Below are 23,310 nucleotides of genomic sequence, written 5' to 3'. Positions count from 1 at the left end.
GAATTTTAGGGATTTTCATTGATAAATAAATATTTTTTATACAGAACAATTAATACTGTTATATTAGATAAGTTAGAAAATATACAGTTGAGCTAGACTATTTGATGCTCTCAGAAGTGACGCGGATGCAGCGCAGCGCTCAACTACGCGGTTTGAATGGAACTATGGCATGGCTGCGCTACGCCAGTGCTGCCATGATTGAAGCCTTGTATCTGCGTAGTCTAGACAGCAGGGGGCAGGGGAGGGAAAGTCGTAGTGAAGTCCAGAAATTGGATAATTTATTTTTTGGAGTTCCCTTAATTGCTTCTCATGACTTGCATTGGCTAGGCAGAGTTACTCAACGCACTTCGGTACTATCTGGTGGTCGCATTCAAATAGACATCAATATTCAGCCACTTTTGTAAGATGGTGCTACTTTAGACCAGTTGGGTTTGCGATAAATTGGTAATTTGGGCATAGGGAAGCATCAGGGGCAGAGGGTACAAGGGGACAAGAGCTGAGAACTTGCAACAAGTATTTCCCTTGTCCCCAATTCTCCTTGTCCTCTTCCCAATGCCCAATCCCTTCGTTTATTCGTAATATTGGATACTATATTCTCGTTTTTATTGTTTTTGGGGTATTAATGTCTGTTTCACATAAATATACTGTTCTTGCTTCTGTTAGTCTAAGCATGGCTTTATTAATTACTAGTTGCAGCGAAAATAAAGTTTCCCAATGCCAGCGACTGATTCGAGTTGTGAATGCCGGAACTTCTCTGATTGATCAAAATAAAGGAACGCAAGTAATCACCAGCATACAGCTATCTAAAGATTTAGAATTTGTGACTAAATCGATTAAAGAACTGAATTTAAAAGATCATAAACTGAAAGAATTTCAAAGCGGTTTTGTCAATATTTTTCAAAATCTTAGTCAAGCGGTAGCCATTGCAGCTAGGGCGCTTGATGTAACAAAAACAGCAGATGCCTCAACATCTGGTAGAGAAAAAATCCAAAAGGAGAGAGCCGAGATTGACTCAGCACTGACAACAGCTACAACACTTGGCAAGCAGTCGGATACATTAATCAATCAGATGAATAAATACTGTAGCCAGCCAGAATAATCTATCTGATGGCATCCGTGAGAGGTTAAGGTAATTGCACTTTTGTCAAGAGGGTGGAGGAAAAGGGGATAAATCCAGCTTGGTGACTGGCTTTTGCAGAGCTTTGACCACTCCTAAATCTTGATTCTCTTTGGCAGCAAAATACTTAACGGGGTCATCGGCGTTGCCTTTGTCATAAGCAACACTAAAATGGTACAAACCGCGATAGATCATCTCTAAAGAAATACGGTCGAAAGGCAGAGATAATTCATCAGCAACAGCATCGCCCAAATCAACCAAGACGGCATAAAACAGCCAAGTAGCCCACACTTGCAACTTGACACCATTAATAGAGCCAGTCCACAAATAAGACAGCCCCAATAAACGTTTTACGGAGTAAAAAGCTTCTTCGATTCTCCATCTTCTTCGATATAAATCTGCTACAACATAAGGAGGTAATATTTGTGGGTCGAGGACAGAAGTAAGGTAAGAATAGCTAGTTTTACCAACTTTAATTTCTATTAAACGTAAAGTAAGAACTGGTGCGCCGCGACGAACAGTACCAAGTTGAATCAATCGGTCTTTAATGGAATGGTCATAACTGAGAATTTTTAAATATTTAATAGATGCTTGAGCTTTTAAACATCTATAGTAGGAGTATTATGTCGGTGTGGGTGGTCAGAGTTTTGTTTCGGTCGCTTGGGCATGGTGGGAAACCAAACTTTTCATTACCTCATTTGATAATTGAATTTACCTAAGAAGTGAGCCTCACATTTCACAAAGTTATTCTCTGGTTACAATACTTTTTCTTACCCTATTTAAGTTGTCAAAGCCTTTAAAAATAATGATAATCAAATACAGGGGGAGGAGGTGAGCGTCGCTCACCTCCTCCCCCTCTTTCCATAAACGATTATCATTATTAAAAATGTTTTGAGTATTTTAACTGATTGACAAAAGGCACTTTATCTTAACCTCTTACCGATGATCTGATGGGGAATTGGGCAGATGATATTTTCAAGCATCAATTAACATCCGCCAATTTTACCTCGATAGGATGCATCCAATTATGGCTTAACAAATGGGATTCCATCTCACAATTACTTGTACGTACTCAAGGACTAGTACAAGTATTTTAACCTGAGTTCGGGTTAAGCCAGAAGCTCAAAAGCTTATTATATAAGGATTGAACAAAACTCTAAGTGATCGAGTAAACGATTAAAGTGGAATCATTTTGTCAATAAGGTTCACAAATGAGACTAATCTCAACAACATGTCTTATAGAGAATAGATTCAAACTAAGCTTCAGACCGAATAACTATAAGTCAAGGCTTTTGAGGATTTCTTATCCCGAACTCAGGTTATTTTACCCTCTTGCAAAAACTTTAGGATGCTTCTGGAACTCTAGCAGGGCAAAATTAAATCAATATAATAGTTAAAACGGGGGCAACATTCCCATAAAAAAAGTCTGCAAAAAGGTGTTCAGCAGCGTTTTTGCCGCTTAGACTTTCTTTTTGTGGTAAATTTTACCCTGATGATTTTCTGGCTATACTAGTGATTTCAGCTGATTGATAAATTTCATCCCCCAGTATGAAAAACATAAAAACTCTAAATTTCAAACATATAAGTGTGCATTTCCTTTTAAGTGACACAAAAGCCTTGTCTGATCTTGGAGTAAATGAATTTCCTTACAGGTACAAAAATTTTATCACTCAATGACTAAGGTTAACACTAACACTACAGAGTGAAGTTAGATCAATCAAACGTCTTCTAAGTTAGCTTTTATGAAAGAAGAATTGATAGCCAGAATCGTGCAGGTCTTGCAAATTAATATGAGTTGGATGAGTTGGAATTTATTTCTGGCTTTTATACCTTTAGCTTTGAGTGTGTGGATATTTCGCTTTAGGCGTGGTGGCTCTTGGCTTTGGTGGCTAGGATTCTTAGTTTTCTATGCTTTCTTGCCGAATGCACCATATTTGTTAACTGATGTAATTCACCTGATAAATGATATCCGCACGATCCAATCAGTTTGGATGATTACGTTGGTACTCATTCCTTTGTATTTATTAGTAATTCTTAGTGGATTTGAAGCTTATGTAATATCGTTAATCAATTGGGGTTATTACTTACATCGTATCGGCAAAAGCCAATGGATTTCGCGCCTTGAGTTGATTACACATTTTCTGTGTGCTGTTGGTGTTTATTGGGGGCGATTTTTGCGTTTCAACAGTTGGGATTTTATTACTCAACCCGATGCCGTACTAACCAAAGGGGTAGAAGAAATTCTGGGAAAACAGCCCCTAGTAATTGTTGCTATCACCTTTGTGCTACTTGCCGGTTTGTACTGGATTATGAAACGAGTAACTTTGGGTTTAGTCAGGCAACCAAAAAATGCATATCCTACTAAAGCAGAATCAACCGATCCTAACACCCCAAACGCTGGATGAGTGAGGATATTCCATTGGTTTTTCTTGCTGCTGCAACCAAATCCAATACGCGATGACGGCTTTTAAAGCATCTTCGAGTCCAAAACAACATACTTTTAAGATATCCTGCACGTCTTCCCTGCCAAAATCTACACCAATTGCAGATAATACATATTCGTATTGCTTGAATATTTCGTACTCTATTGAGTCTTCCTCCCAAAACCCCATATTTAACCAACCTCCCAACAATTGACCTCATAATTCTTCTGGAGCCACCTATTTCTCCATCTAAAGGATAGTGTATACAATGGGTAATTTCTTATCAAAAGAAAGATGCAACTAAACCCTCCTTAAGGTGAAATAGATTTAGAAGCAAACGGTTGGACTTAAAGCGCCATCACCTGAGAATAACGTCCTATCAGAGCATTGAATATCGATGGTCTGGTCTAATGTATCTGGTCACATTGATAGGGGGGATATGATATGCAATTAATCTCTAGAGAGGAAATAAAGACATTAATAGAACAGCCAAAAGGAAATTGTGTTTCAATTTATATGCCAACGCACCCAGCCGGGCCAGAAGTGCGACAAAACCCAATTCGCTTTAAAAATTTGGTCAGGGAAGCAGAGACTCGTTTAATTGATGCTGGATTGAAACAGGAAGATGTGATCGCATTGTTAGAAAAATCCCAGGAAATTGATACTCAACAGTTTTGGGAGCAAATGGGAGAGCAAGGCCTAGCGATTTTTATCTCTGAAAATATTTTTCGTTATTTTACCCTGCCAATAGATTTTCAAGAGTTGGTCGTGGTTACAGACCGATTTCACATCAAACCACTGCTGCCAATTTTAAGTGGCAATGGTCGCTTCTATATGCTGGCTTTGAGCCAACAAGATGTCAGGTTCTTTGAAGGAACACGCTACAGCGTCAAACAGGTAGAAGTAGAAAATCTCCCTAAGAGTCTAGATGAAGCTTTGCAAAGAGACGAGACTGCTCAAGAAGGTCAGTTTCGCATCGGAACATCAAAAGGGGGAACCGCCAATACTTTTTCACAGCCAGGTACGTTTCACGGACAGGGAAGCCCTGAAAGGGATAAACACCAAGAAGACATCCTCCAATTCTTTCAAATTGTTGATCGCGCATTACACGAGAAATTGAAATTACAAAAAGCGCCTTTGGTGCTGGCTGGGGTAGAATATCTTTTGCCTTTATATAGACAGGCAAATAGTTACCAGCATTTAATGGATGAAGCTATCACTGGTAATCCAGAAATTCTCAGCGCCCAAGAGTTACATGACCAAGCTTGGCCGATTGTCGAGGCTGATTTCCAAAAGTCACAGCAAAATATTTTAGAGCAATTTCATGAATTGTTTGGTGGTGATACTGGTAAGGCATCTAACAACCTTGAAGAAGTTGTCTGTGCAGCTTATTATCAACGAGTGGATTCATTATTAGTTGCAGTTGGTCAGCAACAGTGGGGTTTATTCGACCCTACCTCAGAAACGGTTTATTTGCACCCAGAAAAAGAAACTGGTGATGAGGATTTGTTGGATTTTGTTGCTGCTCATACCTTATTAAACGGTGGTACGGTTTACGCTGTTCCTTTTGAACAGATTCCATATAGCACAGCCGTTGCAGCAATTTACCGATATTGAGCATTTTGATGGTGTTGTATAAATTTGAATGTGCTATATACAACACCAACGATGATTACTATTCGCTCGTTGATCATACAAAAATAGAAAAATTCCTTTTTACGTAACTATGCTAATTTTAGATTTTGAATTGAACAAAAAATCTAAAATCTAAAATCTAAAATCTAAAATCCAAAATCCAAAATTGAATGACTCCTAACTAATGGAGTTTTCGTCGTGCAGTTGCTAAAATTAAGCGTTGTTCAGCACGAGCGATCGCTTGATATGTTCGCTCAACTGCTTCCGGTTCCACAGAAATGGAAGTTATGCCCCATTCCACTAACTTATCGATAATTTCTGGATAGAGGGCTGGTGCTTGACCGCAGATTGAACAAGGAATACCAGCACTTTTAGCCATTTGGATAAGTTGAGCGATCGCACTCATAACTGCCGGATGACGTTCATTAAATACTTTTCCTAGCTGTCCTTGCTCTCGATCCACTCCGAGCAATAATTGGGTTAGGTCGTTTGTACCAATAGAAATTCCGGCTGCACCTGCTTTGACATATTCTGGCAGTAAAAACAGGACGCTTGGCACTTCTGCCATCATCCACAATTGAAACTGTGACACCTCTGTTAAAAGAGCTTGCTCAACTTTGCGACGGCAAAAGACAAATTCTTTCACAGTCCGCACAAAAGGCAACAGTAGATTGACATTGCTGTAACCAGCTTGCTGGACACTCGCTAAAGCTTGCAGTTCCAATTCAAAAACTGCGGGATTTCGTAAATAGCTGAAAGTACCACGTTCACCCAACATCGATTGTGTTGAAGATTGTAAATTATCATTCAATGATGGTAAATCCTGCGGCCAATCTAAAGAACGATAAAAAATTGGTCTTGGTGCAAAGGCACGGGCAAACTGCATAATTTGCTCAGACCATAGCTTTAACAATTCTGCTTCCCGCCCGTCTAAAATCCAACTATTGGGATGTTGCCCGGACAATATATTTAGTACCATCAATTCTGAGCGCAACAATCCCACTCCATCCACAGGAAAGCTTTGCACTTGTTCTATTAAACTCGACTGACTCAAGTTAACCAGCAGTTGGGTAGCAATCATAGGTAGATGAGAAGTAAAAATAGGAGAGTCAGATGGGGAGATAGGGGAATGGAGAGGATTTTGTACCACTTTTCTCCTCTCCATCTCTTTTTGTCTTCCACTTTCCCCTTCTCCTGTGATCCGATAAACTTCTCCTCTATCGCCATCGAGCAGTAGTCGTTCACCAGTTTGGATTAAGCTTGTAGCAGATGTTGCGTTAACTACTGCTGGGATACTTAATTCTCTGGCAAGAATTGCAGCGTGGCTGGTTAATCCGCCTTGTTCAGTAATAATACCACCAACTTGGTGCAGTAATGGTAACCAATCAGGTGCGATCGCTGTTATTACTAAAATCACTCCCTTAGGTAATTGTTCGGGTTTGTGTTGCGGATTATCAATTACTAGAGCAGTCCCCACAACACGTCCTCCTGCCGCTCCTATTCCCCTAATGAAGTGTCTGTGGGTAGTTGATTGGGGAGAACTAACTTGTGTAATGTAGAGCTTGCTAGATGTATTTTGCCCAGCGATAGTCCATTTAATGGTAAAGCTTTTACCCAGTTCACTCACCAATTGAGTTCCTAGAGCAATTATTTGTTGTACGTATTCTTCTTCTAAAGCGTACTGTTTTTGTTGGGCTGACTGAATTAAGTAGGTACTTAGACAAGTGTGATCTGGTGTTAGCGCTGAATTGGGCACGGGTTGCGAAAAAGCTTCAGGTGCTGCATCCACACCATAAGCGAGCATTTTATTGCCCAACTGTTGCTCAAGCACAACCCCGGTTGTTTGTTGAATGTAGTAAACATCTGGCTGGACTTCGCCAAGAGCTATCGCAATTCCTAATCCCAAAGTAGCTTCAATTTCCCAGCCAGAGGAGTTCGTACTCAGCAAGCCACTGGCGATCGCATTCTCAACAGGTTGAACCAAAACTGCTAGACTAATTTGTTGCAGGTTAATTCCTAAGTGCTGCCAATATAGTAGACTTCTAGCACGAAATATCTGGCTCCAAGTACGCTTTAGGGCAAAAGCGATCGCTTCAGGTTCGCACTGGCAAAACACCGACTCCAGCAAACCAGATATATTCTTCATACTTGGAGTAGCATTTGATACTGCTAAACTAGGCCGAAAAATCAAACAGCTAGTTTGCCATTCTCTAGCTGCTTGGAAAATTGTATTCACCCAATCCTGTGGTACAGTCGCAGTAAGGATTTCTTGGCGCAAGCGACCTGCTACCTGCTGAAGTTGACGCCAATTAGCTACATCTAGATGTAACGAAGAATAGGGTAAATCAGCCACTAATGACTCTGAACTATTGAGATTTTCAAGAAATTGTCGCAAAATCTCTGCCGAAACCACAAAACCAGGCACCACCGGATAACCACGCTGCATGATTCTGCTCAAGTAAAAGGCTTTGTCACCTACTTTGGCGCGGTCTTGTAGTTTAATTTGGTCTAGCCAGTAGAGTTTGTCCACTCAATTTGTTAGTTGTCAGTTATTTATTTGTAGCCATAGCCATTTCCTCTTAGTACGTTATCAGCCGTAAATCCACTGACTCCCTACTAAAAGAGGAGTTTCCAGCATTTACATTTAATTTGCCAACCTTATTAGTGGTTAATTGCCAGTTACACGATGTATTGCTGTAGTTCGACTGCTTTGTAAATCATATATTTTTCTTCATTTAGCCTCTCTTCCCTGAAATCGGGATTTTAGTTGTTTGAGCAAGTTGTAGATGGCGCTATCATATTTAATTATTGAGTGTATGGGTTAAATCTAGCAATTTAAGGTAAAATTTTATAGTTCCGTCATTTTAAATAGTTAAAAACCTATTTAATAAACTTAAAATTCATTTTTGACCAAAATAAAATATTATTGGTAAATAATCTTAACAACGTGATAGATTAAGTCGTACATAAAAAATATTCTCAAATTAATAGAATCAAAATCTTATCTAGGCTATTAAATTACAATTGTTGAATTAGACTCCATCAATAAAAGATTAAAATATTTTTGCACTATTTTTTTAAAAATATTATTAATTAACTTAGTACAGGTTGGCGAAAATAAACCTACCATTTAATTACAGCCCAGAAAGCCCAAAATTAAAGCCTACGTGACTTTTGACTTCCGCCTTGCGGTCTAGTAGTTGTGGTGAAAGTTTGCCTACCTTTAACAGTGGGATTTTGCCCGAAGTCTTGTTAATTTATATATATAGTATTTATATTTATGCCGTGTTGTACTAATATATAAAATTCTCTACGCCAGACTAAGCATTGCCAAACACTTACTATCTTGCAACTAATGATTGGCTAAATATCAGCTTCAGACTGTGCCTTGCATTGCTTATTGGAGCAATTATCGGCTTAGAACGCCAAATTAGACGTAAACCAGCCGGTTTAAGAACTCACATGCTGGTGAGTTTCGGTTCAGCCGTATTTACTCTCATAATTATCCAAACAGATGGGTCACAATCGAGCCATGATGCACTTAGCCGTGTGATTCAAGGGATTGCAGCCGGTGTAGGATTTCTCGGTGCTGGAGAAATTGTACGCCAATCTTCTCAAGAATCACAGCGGCTTGAAATTCACGGACTGACATCAGCAGCAGCTATTTGGGTTTCAGCTGCTTTGGGAATTGCTGCTGGCTGTGGTTTGTGGCAGTTAGCATTAATCGGTGCTTTGCTTACTTTTTTGGTTCTCACCGTTTTTAAAAGATTAGAAAAACATGATTAGTCACAAATGACTAATTTTGGATTATTTCTCCTGCTTTCACAAAAAGAATTTGGGAGGACTTCAGCCACTGAGAATCAAAAGAACCCAAGTGAGTAGTAGTAATTAGGGTCTGAAAGCGGTCTTGAATGGCATCAAGCAATTGATTTTGGCGGGATAAATCTAGTTCGGCAAGAACATCATCAAGCAATAGCAATGGTGGCTCTTTAACGACTTCTTCAATTAATTGTAATTCTGCTAATTTTAAGGCTAGAACCAACGTTCGTTGTTGACCTTGAGAACCGTATTGACGAGCGGGTGTCTGGTTAATAGTTAATTCTATTTCGTCTCGATGGGGGCCGACAAGAGTAGTGCCTTGGTGCATTTCGGCGATCGCTCGTTGCTGAATTTTTGCTAAAAAAGCTTGCTGTACTTCTTCTGGCTGATTATCCTCTAAAGGAATATTCGGCAAGTACTTGATTTGCAGAACTTCTGTACTGCCGCTAATACTGGCGTGCCAAGCACTAGCAATAGGAGCTAATCTTTGGATGGCGCGATCGCGTCGTCTAATTACCCTAGTTCCTGTGGTAGCTAACTGTGCATCCCACAACACCAGTTCTGACTGTAGAGATGCTGCATCTAACGTTTCTACATGGCGTTTTAAAAAGGCATTGCGCTGGCGTAACACATGGTTATACTGCTGCAAAATGTGAGCATAAACTGGTTCGAGTTGAATTAAGAGTGTATCTAACCAGTTGCGGCGACCTTCCGGGCCGCCGCGTACTAAGTCTAGATCCAAGCTGGAAAATTGGACTGCATTGAGAACGCCAAGAAAATCCATTTGGCGGCGGATAGATTCACCATTGAGGGCAACGCTACGGCGACCATTGCGGCGCAGCGTTAAAGTCAGGTCACTAATGCCTGTTTGTCGCTCAAGGGTGGCATTAATCTGGGCTATCGCTTCCCCTTCTTGAACTAAATCGCGATCGCGGGTGATTCGGTGCGATCGCAATGTCGCCAGCAACTCTACCGCCTCCAACAAGTTTGATTTTCCCTGAGCGTTATTACCTACCAAAATTGTTTTGGCAGCATTAAACTCAACATTTTGGTCTTGATAATTGCGAAATTGTCGGAGGTTTAGAGTTTTGAGGTACATAAAGAAAAGTTAGGAGTGAGAAGTTATGAGTCAGCAGTGAGGAATTTTAAGTTTTGAGTTTTAAATACAAAATGTTCTTTAACTCATAACTCTTAACTTTTAACTCCTAACTCCTAACTCCTAACTCCTCACTTTTTCAAACGGCCTTCTTGCCCATAATCCGCAAAAATATCTTCTCCGCTTCAATCCACACAAACATTAAGGCACTGAAGCCAATACAAATCCCCAACTCTTGCATATTGAGGTAGTGAGTACCAAAGAACTCTCGCAGGGGTGGGACGTAAACTAGCATCAACTGCAAAATCGTGGTGACAACAACAGCCGCTAGTACAAATATATTAGAGAAGGGATTCATTTCAATGGTCAGTCGGTTATTGGAACGAATAGCGATCGCATGTCCCATTTGGGCGATACACAAGCTAGTAAATACCATTGTTTTCCAACTATCACGATCGCCCTGATAGCCTGGGGCATGACTATGTTGATAAGCCCACCACATTAAGGCAATGGTGATAATGGCAAAAATAATCCCAATACGAATCATGTAAGAACCCAATCCCCTAGCAAAAATACTTTCACGGGGGCTAAAAGGCGGACGTTTCATTACATCGGGTTCTGGAGGTTCCACAGCTAATGCCAAAGCTGGTAAACCATCTGTTACCAAGTTCATCCACAAAATTTGTAAGGGGGTTAGAGGAACGCCTCCTAAACCAATTATGGGTGCAGCTGCAATTGTGAGAACTTCACCAATGTTACTGCCCAAGATGTATTTAATAAAGCGGCGGATGTTGGTATAAACAACTCTACCTTCCTTGGTGGCACTGACAATGGTAGCGAAGTTATCATCAAGTAACACCATATCACTGGCTTCTTTACTTACATCAGTGCCAGTAATGCCCATTGCAATACCGATGTCGGCTTGTTTGAGGGCTGGGGCATCGTTGACACCATCGCCTGTCATCGCCACAAATCTACCCCGGCGTTGCAGTGCTTGGACAATTCGCAGTTTGTGTTCTGGGGAAACTCTAGCATAGATGCTTACCAGGTCAACATTTTGCTCTAATTCCTCGTCAGTCATGCGTTGCAATTCTTGACCTGTGAGGAGGCGGTCGCCTTCTTGGGCAATGCCTAAATCGGTAGCGATCGCTCGTGCTGTTAACTGGTGGTCGCCAGTAATCATCACTGGGCGAATGCCTGCATCTCGACACTCTTGCACAGCTGCCCTTACTTCTGGGCGTGGTGCATCTAGCATTCCCACCAATCCCAACCATACCAAGCCTTGTTCGGATGTTTCGTCTGAACCTTCTGGTGGGATTTGTGCAAGGGGTTTGTAGGCAAAACCTAGCACCCGTAAACCTTTACTCGCCATCAGGTCATTTTCTACCAAAATTTTCTGGCGTTGTTCTTCGGTCAAAGGGCTTGTGTCATTACCCAAATGAATTTGAGTGCAACGTGCCAGGGTTAACTCTGGAGAACCTTTAGTAAACATTAAGTAAGGTTCAGATTGCAGAAAACTGGCAATCGCTGGGTCAACGCCTCTCGAAAATACTTCACCTGTGGCGACTCCCTCCACTTGAGAAATTACGCTCATCCGCTTCCGTTCTGAGGAGAAGGGGAACTCCGCAACGCGGGGTAATTTACTGTTCCACTGGTCTTTTTCGATTCCAGCTTTTCTTGCTAGTGTTAACAATGCCCCCTCTGTGGGATCTCCCAAAATCGCCCATTCCCCTTTTTCTTTTTGCAACACTGAATCATTACAAACGGCACAGGCGACTGATAACGCTGAGATTTCTGGAAAGTCCTCTAAGAAAATTTTTTGAGCATCTAGCTGAAAGTCTCCTGTGGGATTATAACCTTCGCCAATGACACAAAAAGTTTTATTATTAGTGGAAACCGATTGCACTACCATTTTATTTTGCGTCAGTGTACCGGTTTTATCAGAACAAATGGTAGTTACAGAACCCAATGTTTCCACTGCTGGAAGTTTGCGAATCAAGGCATTTTGGCGCACCATTCGTTGGGTTCCTAGCGCCAAGGTGACGGTAATTACAGCAGGTAAACCTTCTGGCACTACAGCAACCGCCATACTTAAGGAAACTTCCAAGAGTTCTTGGATGTTGCTAAAACCTCTGTCCTTGATTACACCACCAATAACGACGATCGCCACAAGAATCAAAGAACCTGTAACTAGGACATTACCCAGTTGAGTCATCCGTTGCTGTAACGGTGTCGGTTCACTTTCCACCTCCTGCAACATGGTGGCAATTTTGCCTAGTTCTGTAGTCATGGCGGTGTTAGTCACCAGAACTTTCGCCCGTCCTTGGACTACTTCGGTTCCTTGAAACACGACATTTAGGCGATCGCCTAATAATGTTTCCTCCGGCAATTTGAGTGATGCCTGTTTATTCACGGCTTCGGCTTCACCAGTCAATGCCGACTCACGCACTTGTAGATTAGACTGTTCTATCAAGCGTCCATCTGCGGCTATCTGCATCCCAGCTTCCAGCAGCATTACATCCCCTGGGACTAATTCCTTGGCTGCTATCTCCACCAGCCTAGCGTCGCGGATGACGCGCACTAAGGGAGAGGTCATTTTTTTCAGGGCTGCCAAGGCTTTTTCGGCACGGCTTTCTTGGACGTAGCCAAGTATGCCATTGAGGATGACAATTGCTAAAATAGCGATGGTATCTTTGAATGGCACTTCACCAGGCTTCAAACGACCCTCCCGCAAAGCCATCAGGTCTAAAAAGCCAGAAATCAGAGCTACGCCAATCAGCATCAACAACATAATGTTCTTGAACTGATCCAGCAGGATTTCCCAAGTACTACGGCTAGCAGTTTCTTCAAGTTCGTTGGGCCCGTACTTTTGCAATCTCTGCTCAATTTCTTGGGGTGTTAAGCCACTGTCTACATTACTATCGAGCAGGTCTAGCGCTTTATCAACTTCTAAACTATGCCAAACGGCGGCACCTTCAGACAGAGAATTAGCAGACATCGTGTAGGTTACAGCAAATGGTTACAAAATTCGATCATAATTTAGTGCTGGCAGGAATTCCATTTTCTAAAGTTACGTTAAGGCGATCGCCCAGTTGCACGAGTGTATCCGTAATTCTTAACATTTGTAAATTTATTTCTTTTAAGATAGTGTTATCTCTCACGAAAGAGTTTTTCAGAACACATTGTACCGATAATTATAAGTAATAGAGCTTTGAAGCTTAGTGATAGAGCATCTGCAACAATGAATTTTAGACTGTATTGCTTAAATTTACATGTGGTCAATAGCCAGGATGCTTGGCAAAAGTGCATTTATTCATTGTTAATTTTCAGGGAAGTTGCCAGTAAGGTTTTCCTACTTAGTAAATTTTTCAAAAATAATTTTGAATTGGTTAAATAGTCATGTTTCCTCCCCCTACCGAAAGGTGAGGCTTTTTTACACTTCCCACAAGGTTTTATGAGTTTTGCACTTCCCACTTTGACCGTTAGCCAGATGTTTGGGCAAAAGACAATTCGACCGCTTACTGCTGCTACCCTATGTGGCATTACTTTCATTAAAAACAGACTGATTGCCATTGACAGTATTAAAGGGCATCTACTAGAAATTGATCCCACCTCTGACAACAGCAAAATTCTCAATCCCCATCAAGTTAAAGAATTTACCGATGTCACTGGTCTAGCTGCGTGGGAAGATACCCTGTGGGTGAGCCGAGAAAAAAGCATTTATTCGTGCAAGCTCAATGCTTTAGGTCTGGAACATTTTGTAACATTGCCTTATCCTGCTGACGGCGTTGCTGTTTGGGAAACAACAGTTTATATCAGCTGCCAAAGGCTAGGCTACATTCTGATTTATGACCGCGAAACGCGAAAAGAGATTACCAGATTTTATGCCCCAGGCGTTGGGATAGAGAATTTAGCGGTCACCCAGGAAATGCTGTGGATTTGCGATCGCACCGAACAATCAGTTTACGCGATGGATAGGGCCACAGGAGAACTTCAATTCAGTGTCCTGACACCCTTTGAATGTCCCACAGGCATAGCAATACATAAAAATGGCGAAACAGGCGAAGAAAGTATTTACGTCGCTTACGCCTCAGAAGAACCTTATATCAGGGACAACCCAAATGCCGATCCGAGTCATGAGCTAACATTCCGCGATCGCACTTTTATTCACCCCCTGTATTATCATTACCAGCCAGATAAGCGTTACGCCCTCTCTAATGGATATCTAATTGAAATGTCCTACGCTGAGGAAATTGCACCCTTAGACGAGGTTTATTTACCTGAGGTAGAATGGCGTATCGCCCTACCATCCGAAACAGAGCGTCAAAAGGTGAAACACGTTGAACCCATTGGTATACCCTTTACCGAAGAAGTAAAAGATGGGCAACGTGTAGCAGTCTTTAAATTTGATTCTCTTGCCCCAGGAGAACGGCATATATTTGGCTGGAAGGCACTTTTGGAAGTTCGCGGAATTAAATATCGCATCACACCCAGAGATGTAGAAAATATACCTGAACTGTCCCCAGAATTACAAACACGCTACCTAGTGGATGACGACGATTTAGCGATGGATACTACCATTGTTCGCCGTGCCGCCAGAGAAGCGATTGGTTCAGAAACCAATGTGCTGCGGAAAATGCACAGCATCCGTAACTACGTCTATGATGAGTTATCTTATGGTATTAAACCTTACATTGACACGCCAGATACAGTTTTAGAACGGGGCGTTGGTTCCTGTGGCGAATATGTCGGCGTTTTACTTGCCCTATCCCGCTTAAATGGCATCCCCTGCCGCACCGTAGGTAGGTACAAATGTCCTGCCCATAGTGACTTACAAGGAGTACCGCTACAACCCGACTTTAATCATGTTTGGTTGGAGTTCTATGTTCCGAATTTTGGCTGGTTGCCAATGGAATCAAATCCTGACGATATAGGTGAAGGTGGCCCTTATCCAACGCGCTTCTTTATGGGCTTGTGCTGGTATCACATTGAAATTGGCAAAGGTATCACCTTTGAAACCGTGACAAGTCGAGGTGAGCGGCTAACCAAAGAAGATATCCCCATTGGCGATTTGGCAATAAATCATATTCGGTTCACAATTCTTAAAGAATTACCACCTTTTTAAATTCAGTAGACCGAAAACTTTTGTCACTTGACGAAATAATGAGGGTTTCAGCCGTCGATTTTGGGACTGGCAATCATGGTCAGTTGCGTAGCTTGCCGCCGTTGGCAAAGCGTCTCGTAGAGAAGACATCGCTCTATAATTCACTCAGAACAAAATTTCTTGAAAGGTAGATTAAAGGCTGATTTCGACTCCTTGTGTTCTCAAGGGTAAATGAAGTGCTGGTAAGGCTTTTAGAAAACTTTTCGGTCTACTGAAATTGGGACATCGGGCATTAGTTCAGGGTTGAAGCTTAACTACTATTAGGTTGTCTGATCAAAGAAGAAAATCAGGTCAGTAAAATATCAGTATTTAGTAGATTGTTTTGAAAATGGAACCAAGATAAACAGGTAAACCAATTAGCTATTAATTCTTAAACTGGGCATTGGATACGATTGATTGTGCTTAAAATCTGCAAACTCACAGATAGAGTTAAATGGACAAAAGCGGCAGTGAGAGCCAGGATTGGGAGGAAAAATTTTACTAAAATTACTAGTTTTTTCCTGATATTTTTGCAAATCGTGCTGGTGCTTGTGGGCAATATTAGCTAACTCAAATTTTAAGGATTCTAATTCACTATTATTAATGCTAATTAACTCAGACTTTTTACAGATTTCTAAATTATAAAATGATGCAACAGCTTTTCGTCCAGGATAAAGATAACGAGCAGCTAACAAGTAAACTAATGCTTGTCGTTTGTCAAAAGCCGACTTACCAGTTTTGAAATCTAAAATATGTAAAGTGCTATCAGACTCAATAAAAACGCAGTCCATAGCCGCGTATAAGCGAAAGCAATAATCTTCTTGTTCAACTACTATCGGTTTAGGAAAGCCTTCATCACCCGGAGTCAATTGGATAATATCTTTATCCAAAAGCAACGGCGCATCGTGATATTTTTTCAGAATTTGCAGCACACGTTGCTGGACTTGAACGCTTGAGTTGCCTAATTTAAGTAGCTGTGCAACTCTTTCTACACCATCTGCTTGCTTCAACAGATACCTGTGATGATGAAACTCATAAATGCCTTTTTGGGCGAGTATGCCAATTCGCTGGGGCGCGGTGGCTTGCCCTAAAAGCGCTTTGACTTGTGGTTCGTGTTGCCGTGCTTTGATAAACCCCCGTCTCATCTGGCAATGCCAGCGTTCTTGCCCAGTCGCTGGGGCAACTAGAGACCAAAGGTGATAACTGGCAAAAGGTCGATCGGGGGTTGACATTGCTCAGAAACAGTGAGAGAAAATACGGTGGGGAGAAGTTTAAACTAAGGCTTCCTTAGAAAAGAACTTCGGAGGATACTTGCTGCTACACACGCTTTGCGGGAAGCTTTTATAGTACTGATAATGTACGGGAGCAAGTGGCAAAAATGTCCAGCGAGATAAAATTTGGCACTGATGGATGGCGAGGAATTATTGCCGATGACTTTACTTTTCCCAATGTGCGGAAAGTAACAAGGGCAATTGCCACTTACTTGGATACAGCCTACACAAAAGATAGACCAGTACTTATTGCCTACGATACTCGCTTTTTAGCTGACCAGTTTGCCCAAACATCGGCCCGAGTTTTAGCAGACTTGGGTTGGACTGTCAAAATTACTGATCGGGATTGCCCTACACCAGTAATTGCCTACAACGCGCGTCATCTAAATTCTGCTGGGGCATTAATGTTTACTGCTAGTCATAATCCAGCACCCTACTGTGGAATTAAATATATACCCGATTATGCTGGGCCTGCCACTCCTGAGATTACTGATATCATTGTGGCAAATATAGAAAGTGCATTGGATGAGTTGCCTGGAAGCAACCCATCAGGTTCAATTTCAATTTTCGATCCCAAACCTGATTACCTACAATTTATCTACACTTTACTTGATATAGAAAAAATCAAAAGCGCTAATTTAAAGGTAAAGTACGATGCTTTGTATTCTACCTCTCGCGGCTATTTAGATAAAGTTTTGCAACTTAGTGGTGTTGAGTTAGAAAGTTTCCACAATTGGAGAGATGTTTTATTTGGGGGTGGAATGCCAGAACCCAAAGGAGAACAATTAGTTGAGTTAGTGGAAGCAGTAGTTCGTGATCGCGCTGATTTGGGCTTGGCGACGGATGGAGATAGCGATCGCTTCGGTATCGTTGATGAACAAGGAACCGTCCTTACTCCTAATACTGTGCTGTTGGTTCTAGCACGTCATTTAATTAGAAATAAAGGTAAAACTGGCGCTATAGTCCGCACTGTGGCGACAACCCACCTGCTGGATAATTTCGCGGCTAAAAATGGGCTGCAAATTTACGAAACACCAGTCGGTTTTAAATACATTGGCGAAAAAATGCGGGAAACTGTTGTGTTAATTGGTGGAGAAGAATCAGGTGGTTTGAGCATTATCGGGCATATTCCCGAAAAAGACGGGGTATTAGCCGATATGCTGGTAGCAGAAGCGATCGCTTATGAAGGTAAACCTCTGAGTCAACTTGTCAAAGAAGCGATCGCCCAAGCCGATGGTCCACTTTACAACAACCGCTTAGACTTGCACCTCACAGAGACGCACAAAATCGCCGTCATCGACTCCTTTACTAGAAATCCACCTACAGAGGTAGCAGGAATTAAAGTCAAGGAAGTGGGGCGTAAAGATGGTATTAAGCTCTATTTAGAAGAAGGTAGCTGGGTTTTATTGCGTCCTTCCGGTACAGAACCACTGGTGCGCGTCTATCTAGAAACTAATACTCCTGAAAAACTCACCCAAATCGCCCAAGAGTTAGAAAGTGTCATTGTTAAACTAGAGGCAGTAGCAGTTTAATCAGTCAGAATTAGGAGTTAGGAGTTATAAGTTAAGAATTATTAACTCCTAATTTTTAACTTTTATCAAACTATGAAAATCGCTCCTTTTTTGACATCTCTAGTTTTAGCGGTTTGGGTAATTGCGATCGCAATTATTTCAGTCCAAAATGCCACACTTGTATCGTTAAAATTCTTAACATTCCAATCGATTCAAATACCAATGGGTTTAGTGCTAGCTTTTAGTGCCGTTGTCGGGTTAATTGGTATGGCACTGCTGCAACCTCTGTGGGGACTTGCTGGTATTGGGCAGGGTAATTCTCGATTAGAAGACGATGCGGAATTTTTTGTTGACGATGAAGATTTTTGAGGATTGAAAAAAAACATACAGAAGTACACTAGTTAAATACTCTTCATCTGCCGATATGCACGGATGTGCATACAAGAGGTTTAGATGACGTATCAGTAGGATAGGGATAAGGCAGCAGCCAATCTTCACAAGCATGGTGTTGATTTTGCTGATGCTGTAACCGTGTTTTCTGACGATTTAATAATTACGCTCGCAGATGAACGTTTTGATGAAGAGAGGTTTATCACTATTGGAATAGACGCTTTGAGTCGAATTTTAGTAATTGTGTATACATGGCGTGATGATGAAATTCGATTGATTTCTGCCCGTAAAGCTACGCGCTATGAACTAAAGCAGTATGAGGAAGGATAAGTAATGGAAGCTGAGTATGATTTTAGCCAAGGCAAACGGGGAGCAATTGAACAAACGCCAACAGGTAAAACTCGAATTACAATTCGCCTAGATGATGAAGTACTGGCATGGTTTCGTGACCAAGTTCACGCAGCAGGTGGTGGAAATTACCAAACTTTGATTAACGATGCCTTGCGTAAGTATATTCAGCAGCGCCGTGAACCTCTAGAAGATACATTACGACGAGTGTTGCGAGAGGAACTTGAACGAATCGGAAAATGAAGATATATTAGCTTGCCCAATAAGTTATACAACTGATCGAAAACGCCTATGAGTGGAACTTATACAGCAGATTTTAATTTGTGGATTGAACAGACAGCCCAACTATTGCGATCGCATCACTGGCATAAAGTTGATGTGGAACATCTGATTGAAGAGGTTGAAGGCTTGGGCAAAAGTGAACGACGGGGTATTGCCAGTCAACTAACTCGCTTACTATTGCATTTGCTCAAGTGGCAATATCAACCCCAGCGTCGCTCAGATAGCTGGCTCGATTCGATTACTGATTCTCGCACCCAAATTGAGTTAGCTATACTCGATAGTCCTAGTCTTAAGAGCTATCCTATAGAGCAACTTGAGGAAAGTTATCAAAGGGCACGTCCCCAAGTAGCCAAGCAAACAAAGATGCTAATTTCCGTGTTTGCAGAAGAGTGCCCATATTCTTTAAAGTTAGTGTTGGATGAAGACTGGCTACCGGAAGCAAGCGATATTTTATAACTGTATTTGTGGCTGTGTTAGTAGTAGCGATGAACAATTTGCTCAAGCCCTAAGTTTTACCAAGCCTGATTTTGTGCAGTTTCACAAAGAATTGGTATCAGTTCGATGAGTTGTTTTTTACTTTACTGAATCAAAAGTTACGAATGAGTAACAAAAAGGGCGGGTATAAAACCCACCCTCAAAGCAATAAATATTTAAACTAAACTAGCGATCGCAACTTAGTTAGCAATTTGCGGCGCACTCAAAGAAACCTTTAGCGTTTCTTCTTTTTGCTGTGCTAATGTCGGCACGGAATCACGCAATCTTGCTGTCAATTGTACAGTTGTCGCGTCATACATTTGAGTCAGCAACTTCGGATAGAAACCAATACCAATAATTGGAATTAACAAACAGGCAATGATAAATACTTCACGGGGTTCAGCATCTATTAAAGCTTGGTGAGAAACTAATTCCTTGTTCTCTTCTCCGTAGAAAATTTCTCGCAACATTGACAAGAGATAAATCGGAGTTAAAATTACTCCCACTGCCATCAAGAACACCACAATGACTTTGAAGGTAGAGCTATAAGCATCGCTAGTAGCAAAGCCAACAAATACCATTAATTCTGCCACAAAACCGCTCATCCCTGGCAGTGCCAAAGAAGCCATCGAACAGGCGGTGAACATGGCGAAAATCTTCGGCATTCTCTTCGCAACACCGCCCATTTCATCCAACATCAGGGTGTGTGTGCGATCATAAGTTGCGCCAACCAGGAAGAACAAACTCGCTCCAATTAATCCGTGAGAAACCATTTGCAACACTGCCCCACTCAATCCCAAATCGGTGAAGGAGGCGATACCAATCATTACAAAGCCCATGTGGGAAATTGAGGAGTAGGCAATTTTTCGCTTCAGGTTGCGCTGGGCAAAGGATGTTAAGGCAGCGTAGATGATATTAACTACCCCCAAAACCACCAATACTGGTGCAAAAAGAGCGTGGGCATCGGGGAGCATTTGGGCATTCATCCGAATTAAAGCGTAACCACCCATTTTCAAAAGAATACCTGCCAATAACATGTGTACAGGGGCTGTAGCTTCACCGTGGGCATCAGGTAGCCAGGTGTGCAAGGGAATAATCGGCAACTTGACAGCATAGGCAATCAGGAAGCCAGCATAGACGGCAAGTTGGAAATTGAGGGCGAAGTCTTTTAAAGCGATCGCTCGCATGTCAAACGTCACCGTATTGCCGTAAAATCCCATTGTCAGGGCAGATAGCAAAATAAACAGCGACCCGCCAGCAGTGTATAAAATAAATTTAGTCGCTGCATATTGCCGCCTTTTGCCTCCCCAAATCGACAGCAGGAAGTATATCGGTACTAGTTCCAGTTCCCACACCAGGAAAAACAACAGCATATCCTGGACGGCGAACACGGCAATCTGACCGCCATACATCGCCAAAATCAAGAAGTAAAATAGCTTCGGCTTGAAGGTAACAGGCCAAGCTGCTAAAATCGCCAGCGTGGTAATGAATCCAGTCAAAATAATTAGGGGCATGGATAAGCCATCTGCCCCTACTGACCAATTCAAATCTAGTTGGGGTACCCAGGGGTAACTCTCGACCAACTGCAAATCTGGATTGGAGAAATCATACCCAGTATAAAAAGCATAAACAATTAGTGCAAAATCGATTAGCCCTACGATTAGGGAGTACCAGCGCACTGTTTTGCCTTCTTTATCTGGGATGATGGGAATCAGTAGTGAGGCGGCTATCGGCAACAAAATAATCGTCGTCAGCCACGGAAAATTAGCTGTATTCATCACAATTCGTCTGCTATCAAAATCATGTTTGGCAAAAAGTCACTAGTTATTAACTAACAGCTTTTTGAGGATTTCGTCTTCCTCGTTAGGTTGATTTAATTAAATTGCTAATCTCTTATTTTTTCTCTTGAGAATCTTTTTTAACAGTTGGGGGTGCGGAATATGGGTTGGGATGCTCCCAGTCAAGTCAAAAATTTACCCTAAAAAAGCCGCTAAAATTATAGTTTAAGGGTGCGATCGCCTAGCCCCCCGGATTGCTCAAAATACACGATGGTGTTTGGATTGATGAACAAGAGCCATTTGAAGCTAAAATTTTTTTATCATCACACGAGATATCGCGACTATTCACCACGGGACTGAAAACGTCACGAGATCGCGCCCTATTTGGCAGCCTTTACACTGGTACACGCATAGCTGAGGCTGTTTCAATAAGATTATCACTTTCGTTAGCAAAATCAAGTGAATTCAGGTGATTATGTTGAATTTTATAGGTAAAGTTGTTAATCAAAAAAATCTACCTATTAAAGATGCTAAGGTTTCATTGGAGGGCCTAGGAATTCCACTTGTAAACCACACTGATGCAGAAGGAGTTTTTAGATTTGCAATTAATATCATTAGTGGGAATAATATTAACGTAAACATTAGGATAGAAGCTCAAGGATATAGACCATATAACCGTTATAGTGAGTTGTCTATTGATAATAAAAATCTCGAAGAAATTCGACTCATTGAGAATGACATAGATAACCCTATCCAACCACCAGTAGCCATCAATGTTGCTAAAATAGGAGCAATAGCCACAGTTGCAGCAGCATTGATAGCTGGTGTGGCAATGTTATTGTCTAACTCTAACTTTTTTGGAGGAGGAGAAACACCAACATCGCCCCCAACTCCACAACCCTCAACAAAATCTATTAATTCTTTACAAGTAAAAGCTAAACCTAATCCTGAACCAAGTTCCATTACTTCTACTAAAAGAAAATCAGGCTTTGCTGAAGTTGATGTACGTCCCTTAGAAGGTAAAAAAGTTAAGTTTGCTGGCAGTACTGTCTTAGCAGTATTGCTTTGTAGCCCAAATAGTTCTGGTGACACAGGGATTCATCATCAGATTGAGTTGGCTCATCCAAACTTACAACTAAAATATATTTTACCTGATAATAGTAAACCACCTAATTCTGGCGAGGGCATTAAAATGCTGCTCAACGATCGGGTGGATTTTGTTATATCTTCGCGAACCCCTACACCAAAAGAAGAAGACCAAATCAGGAGCAAGAATTTTGAATTAAAGAAAATTAAAGTAGCTAAGTATCCAATAGCAATTGTTGTTAATTCTAATGTTGATATTAGCAGTAATAAAGGTTTGACTTTAGAGCAGTTAAAACGTATATTTGCCGGTAATATAAGATGGTGGAATGATGTGGGTGGATCTGATCAAGTTATTACTCCTTACGTACATATAGCTGAAAAAGACGCACTTTTCAGTTTTCTAAGGAATGTAATGGTGGAACTCAATGGTCAAGTGAGTGGGTAATAACACACAATATGTTAATACTACTACAGAAGGACTACAAAAAGTTGCACAAAATCCTGGTGGTATCTATCGCGTTCCGGCTCCACTATCTTTTAATCAACTTCCACAAAGGCTTCAAACAATATCCATTGTAAATAAGAATAATGAAACTGCTCTACCCTATGAAGATCCAAACTTTAAGCCATCAAATAATTGTAAAGACTTAAACAGTAATAACTTATTAAACACTGAAAATATTACATCTGTACCTATAAATATCAAATATCCAGAAGAGCTTATAGAACCAATATATGTGATTTTTAAAAATACAAATCCTTTAGGAAGATCCTATGCTGAGTTACTACTAACTGCTCAAGGGCAAAAAATGCTAGAGCATATTGGATTTTTGGGCATTCCCCAATAGCATGGGTATCTGGTGGCTATCCTTTTTTTAACGATGCGATCGCCTAGCCTGCCCCATCTCTAAAAATACACGATTCATCTTTAGACTCT

Annotated in this window: 17 protein-coding genes and 4 pseudogenes; 14 read left to right on the top strand and 7 right to left on the bottom strand. The window is 41.3% G+C overall.

Annotated features, from left to right (window positions below; all coding sequences use genetic code 11):
- Window positions 1–101: 101 nt before the first annotated feature.
- From V7L20_RS31945 to V7L20_RS31935, 3 genes and pseudogenes are all read left to right on the top strand, one after another.
- A pseudogene (locus V7L20_RS31945) lies at window positions 102–227 on the top strand (energy-coupling factor transporter transmembrane protein EcfT); the annotation flags it as partial.
- A gap of 60 nt (window positions 228–287) precedes the next feature.
- Window positions 288–404 (top strand): annotated as a pseudogene (locus tag V7L20_RS31940) (ABC transporter ATP-binding protein); the annotation flags it as partial.
- A 218-nt stretch (window positions 405–622) separates the two neighbouring features.
- Window positions 623–1,099, top strand: a complete 477-nt coding sequence (locus V7L20_RS31935) for a hypothetical protein (RefSeq protein ID WP_334747930.1) — start codon at window positions 623–625, stop codon at window positions 1,097–1,099.
- A 57-nt stretch (window positions 1,100–1,156) separates the two neighbouring features.
- On the opposite strand, the pseudogene V7L20_RS31930 reads toward V7L20_RS31935, so the two are convergent.
- A pseudogene (locus tag V7L20_RS31930) lies at window positions 1,157–1,720 on the bottom strand (transposase); the annotation flags it as partial.
- A 1,139-nt stretch (window positions 1,721–2,859) separates the two neighbouring features.
- On the opposite strand from V7L20_RS31930, the gene V7L20_RS31925 reads away from it, so the two are divergent.
- Window positions 2,860–3,522 (top strand): DUF1361 domain-containing protein, encoded by a 663-nt coding sequence (locus tag V7L20_RS31925; protein ID WP_334747929.1) that lies wholly within the window; start codon window positions 2,860–2,862, stop codon window positions 3,520–3,522.
- Here V7L20_RS31925 and V7L20_RS31920 read toward each other — a convergent pair.
- Entirely contained in the window at window positions 3,490–3,729 is a 240-nt protein-coding gene (locus V7L20_RS31920) for a hypothetical protein (RefSeq protein WP_334747928.1), read from the bottom strand. The genes V7L20_RS31925 and V7L20_RS31920 overlap by 33 nt on opposite strands.
- A gap of 255 nt (window positions 3,730–3,984) precedes the next feature.
- Here V7L20_RS31920 and V7L20_RS31915 point away from each other — a divergent pair, with 255 nt between their 5' ends.
- Entirely contained in the window at window positions 3,985–5,157 is a 1,173-nt protein-coding gene (locus V7L20_RS31915; RefSeq protein ID WP_334747927.1) for a baeRF7 domain-containing protein, read from the top strand.
- A 199-nt stretch (window positions 5,158–5,356) separates the two neighbouring features.
- Here V7L20_RS31915 and V7L20_RS31910 read toward each other — a convergent pair whose 3' ends face one another.
- Window positions 5,357–7,705: a putative PEP-binding protein gene (locus tag V7L20_RS31910; protein WP_334747926.1), complete on the bottom strand. Its 2,349-nt coding sequence runs from the start codon at window positions 7,703–7,705 to the stop codon at window positions 5,357–5,359.
- Window positions 7,706–8,502: 797 nt separating this feature from the next.
- On the opposite strand from V7L20_RS31910, the gene V7L20_RS31905 reads away from it, so the two are divergent.
- Window positions 8,503–8,961 carry an MgtC/SapB family protein gene (locus V7L20_RS31905; protein ID WP_334747925.1) on the top strand — a complete coding sequence of 153 codons (459 nt, stop codon included), beginning with the start codon at window positions 8,503–8,505 and terminating at the stop codon, window positions 8,959–8,961.
- Window positions 8,962–8,971: 10 nt separating this feature from the next.
- Here the strand turns inward: V7L20_RS31905 and recF are convergent, their stop codons facing one another.
- Window positions 8,972–10,093, bottom strand: coding sequence for a DNA replication/repair protein RecF (gene recF / locus V7L20_RS31900; RefSeq protein ID WP_334747924.1), 1,122 nt, complete (start codon window positions 10,091–10,093; stop codon window positions 8,972–8,974).
- A gap of 136 nt (window positions 10,094–10,229) precedes the next feature.
- Window positions 10,230–13,088, bottom strand: a complete 2,859-nt coding sequence (locus V7L20_RS31895; protein ID WP_334747923.1) for a cation-translocating P-type ATPase — start codon at window positions 13,086–13,088, stop codon at window positions 10,230–10,232.
- A 456-nt stretch (window positions 13,089–13,544) separates the two neighbouring features.
- On the opposite strand from V7L20_RS31895, the gene V7L20_RS31890 reads away from it, so the two are divergent.
- Entirely contained in the window at window positions 13,545–15,215 is a 1,671-nt protein-coding gene (locus V7L20_RS31890) for a transglutaminase family protein (protein ID WP_334747922.1), read from the top strand.
- Window positions 15,216–15,610: 395 nt separating this feature from the next.
- On the opposite strand, the gene V7L20_RS31885 is transcribed toward V7L20_RS31890, so the two are convergent.
- Window positions 15,611–16,465: a PD-(D/E)XK nuclease family protein gene (locus tag V7L20_RS31885; RefSeq protein ID WP_334747921.1), complete on the bottom strand. Its 855-nt coding sequence runs from the start codon at window positions 16,463–16,465 to the stop codon at window positions 15,611–15,613.
- 146 nt (window positions 16,466–16,611) lie between these two features.
- On the opposite strand from V7L20_RS31885, the gene V7L20_RS31880 reads away from it, so the two are divergent.
- From V7L20_RS31880 to V7L20_RS31860, 5 genes and pseudogenes are all read left to right on the top strand, one after another.
- Window positions 16,612–18,036, top strand: a complete 1,425-nt coding sequence (locus V7L20_RS31880; RefSeq protein WP_334747920.1) for a phosphoglucomutase/phosphomannomutase family protein — start codon at window positions 16,612–16,614, stop codon at window positions 18,034–18,036.
- Between the two features lie 72 nt (window positions 18,037–18,108).
- Entirely contained in the window at window positions 18,109–18,384 is a 276-nt protein-coding gene (locus tag V7L20_RS31875; RefSeq protein WP_334747919.1) for a DUF1049 domain-containing protein, read from the top strand.
- 111 nt (window positions 18,385–18,495) lie between these two features.
- Window positions 18,496–18,735: pseudogene (locus V7L20_RS31870) on the top strand (BrnT family toxin); the annotation flags it as partial.
- Window positions 18,736–18,738: 3 nt separating this feature from the next.
- Window positions 18,739–18,996: a BrnA antitoxin family protein gene (locus tag V7L20_RS31865; RefSeq protein ID WP_334747918.1), complete on the top strand. Its 258-nt coding sequence runs from the start codon at window positions 18,739–18,741 to the stop codon at window positions 18,994–18,996.
- 48 nt (window positions 18,997–19,044) lie between these two features.
- Window positions 19,045–19,491: a DUF29 domain-containing protein gene (locus V7L20_RS31860; protein WP_334747917.1), complete on the top strand. Its 447-nt coding sequence runs from the start codon at window positions 19,045–19,047 to the stop codon at window positions 19,489–19,491.
- A 218-nt stretch (window positions 19,492–19,709) separates the two neighbouring features.
- Here the strand turns inward: V7L20_RS31860 and V7L20_RS31855 are convergent, their stop codons facing one another.
- Window positions 19,710–21,287, bottom strand: coding sequence for an NAD(P)H-quinone oxidoreductase subunit 4 (locus tag V7L20_RS31855; RefSeq protein WP_334747916.1), 1,578 nt, complete (start codon window positions 21,285–21,287; stop codon window positions 19,710–19,712).
- 475 nt (window positions 21,288–21,762) lie between these two features.
- Here V7L20_RS31855 and V7L20_RS31850 point away from each other — a divergent pair, with 475 nt between their 5' ends.
- Together V7L20_RS31850 and V7L20_RS31845 are read left to right on the top strand one after the other, a co-directional pair.
- Window positions 21,763–22,818 (top strand): PstS family phosphate ABC transporter substrate-binding protein, encoded by a 1,056-nt coding sequence (locus tag V7L20_RS31850; protein WP_334747915.1) that lies wholly within the window; start codon window positions 21,763–21,765, stop codon window positions 22,816–22,818.
- Complete coding sequence (locus tag V7L20_RS31845) at window positions 22,811–23,221, top strand: hypothetical protein (protein ID WP_334747914.1); 411 nt, start codon at window positions 22,811–22,813, stop codon at window positions 23,219–23,221. Before V7L20_RS31850 ends, V7L20_RS31845 begins: the two co-directional genes overlap by 8 nt.
- Window positions 23,222–23,310 lie beyond the last annotated feature (89 nt).

Origin of the sequence: Nostoc sp., assembly GCF_036916735.1 — a bacterium.
GTDB lineage: Bacteria > Cyanobacteriota > Cyanobacteriia > Cyanobacteriales > Nostocaceae > Nostoc.
This window is presented reverse-complemented; position numbering and strand designations above follow the sequence as displayed.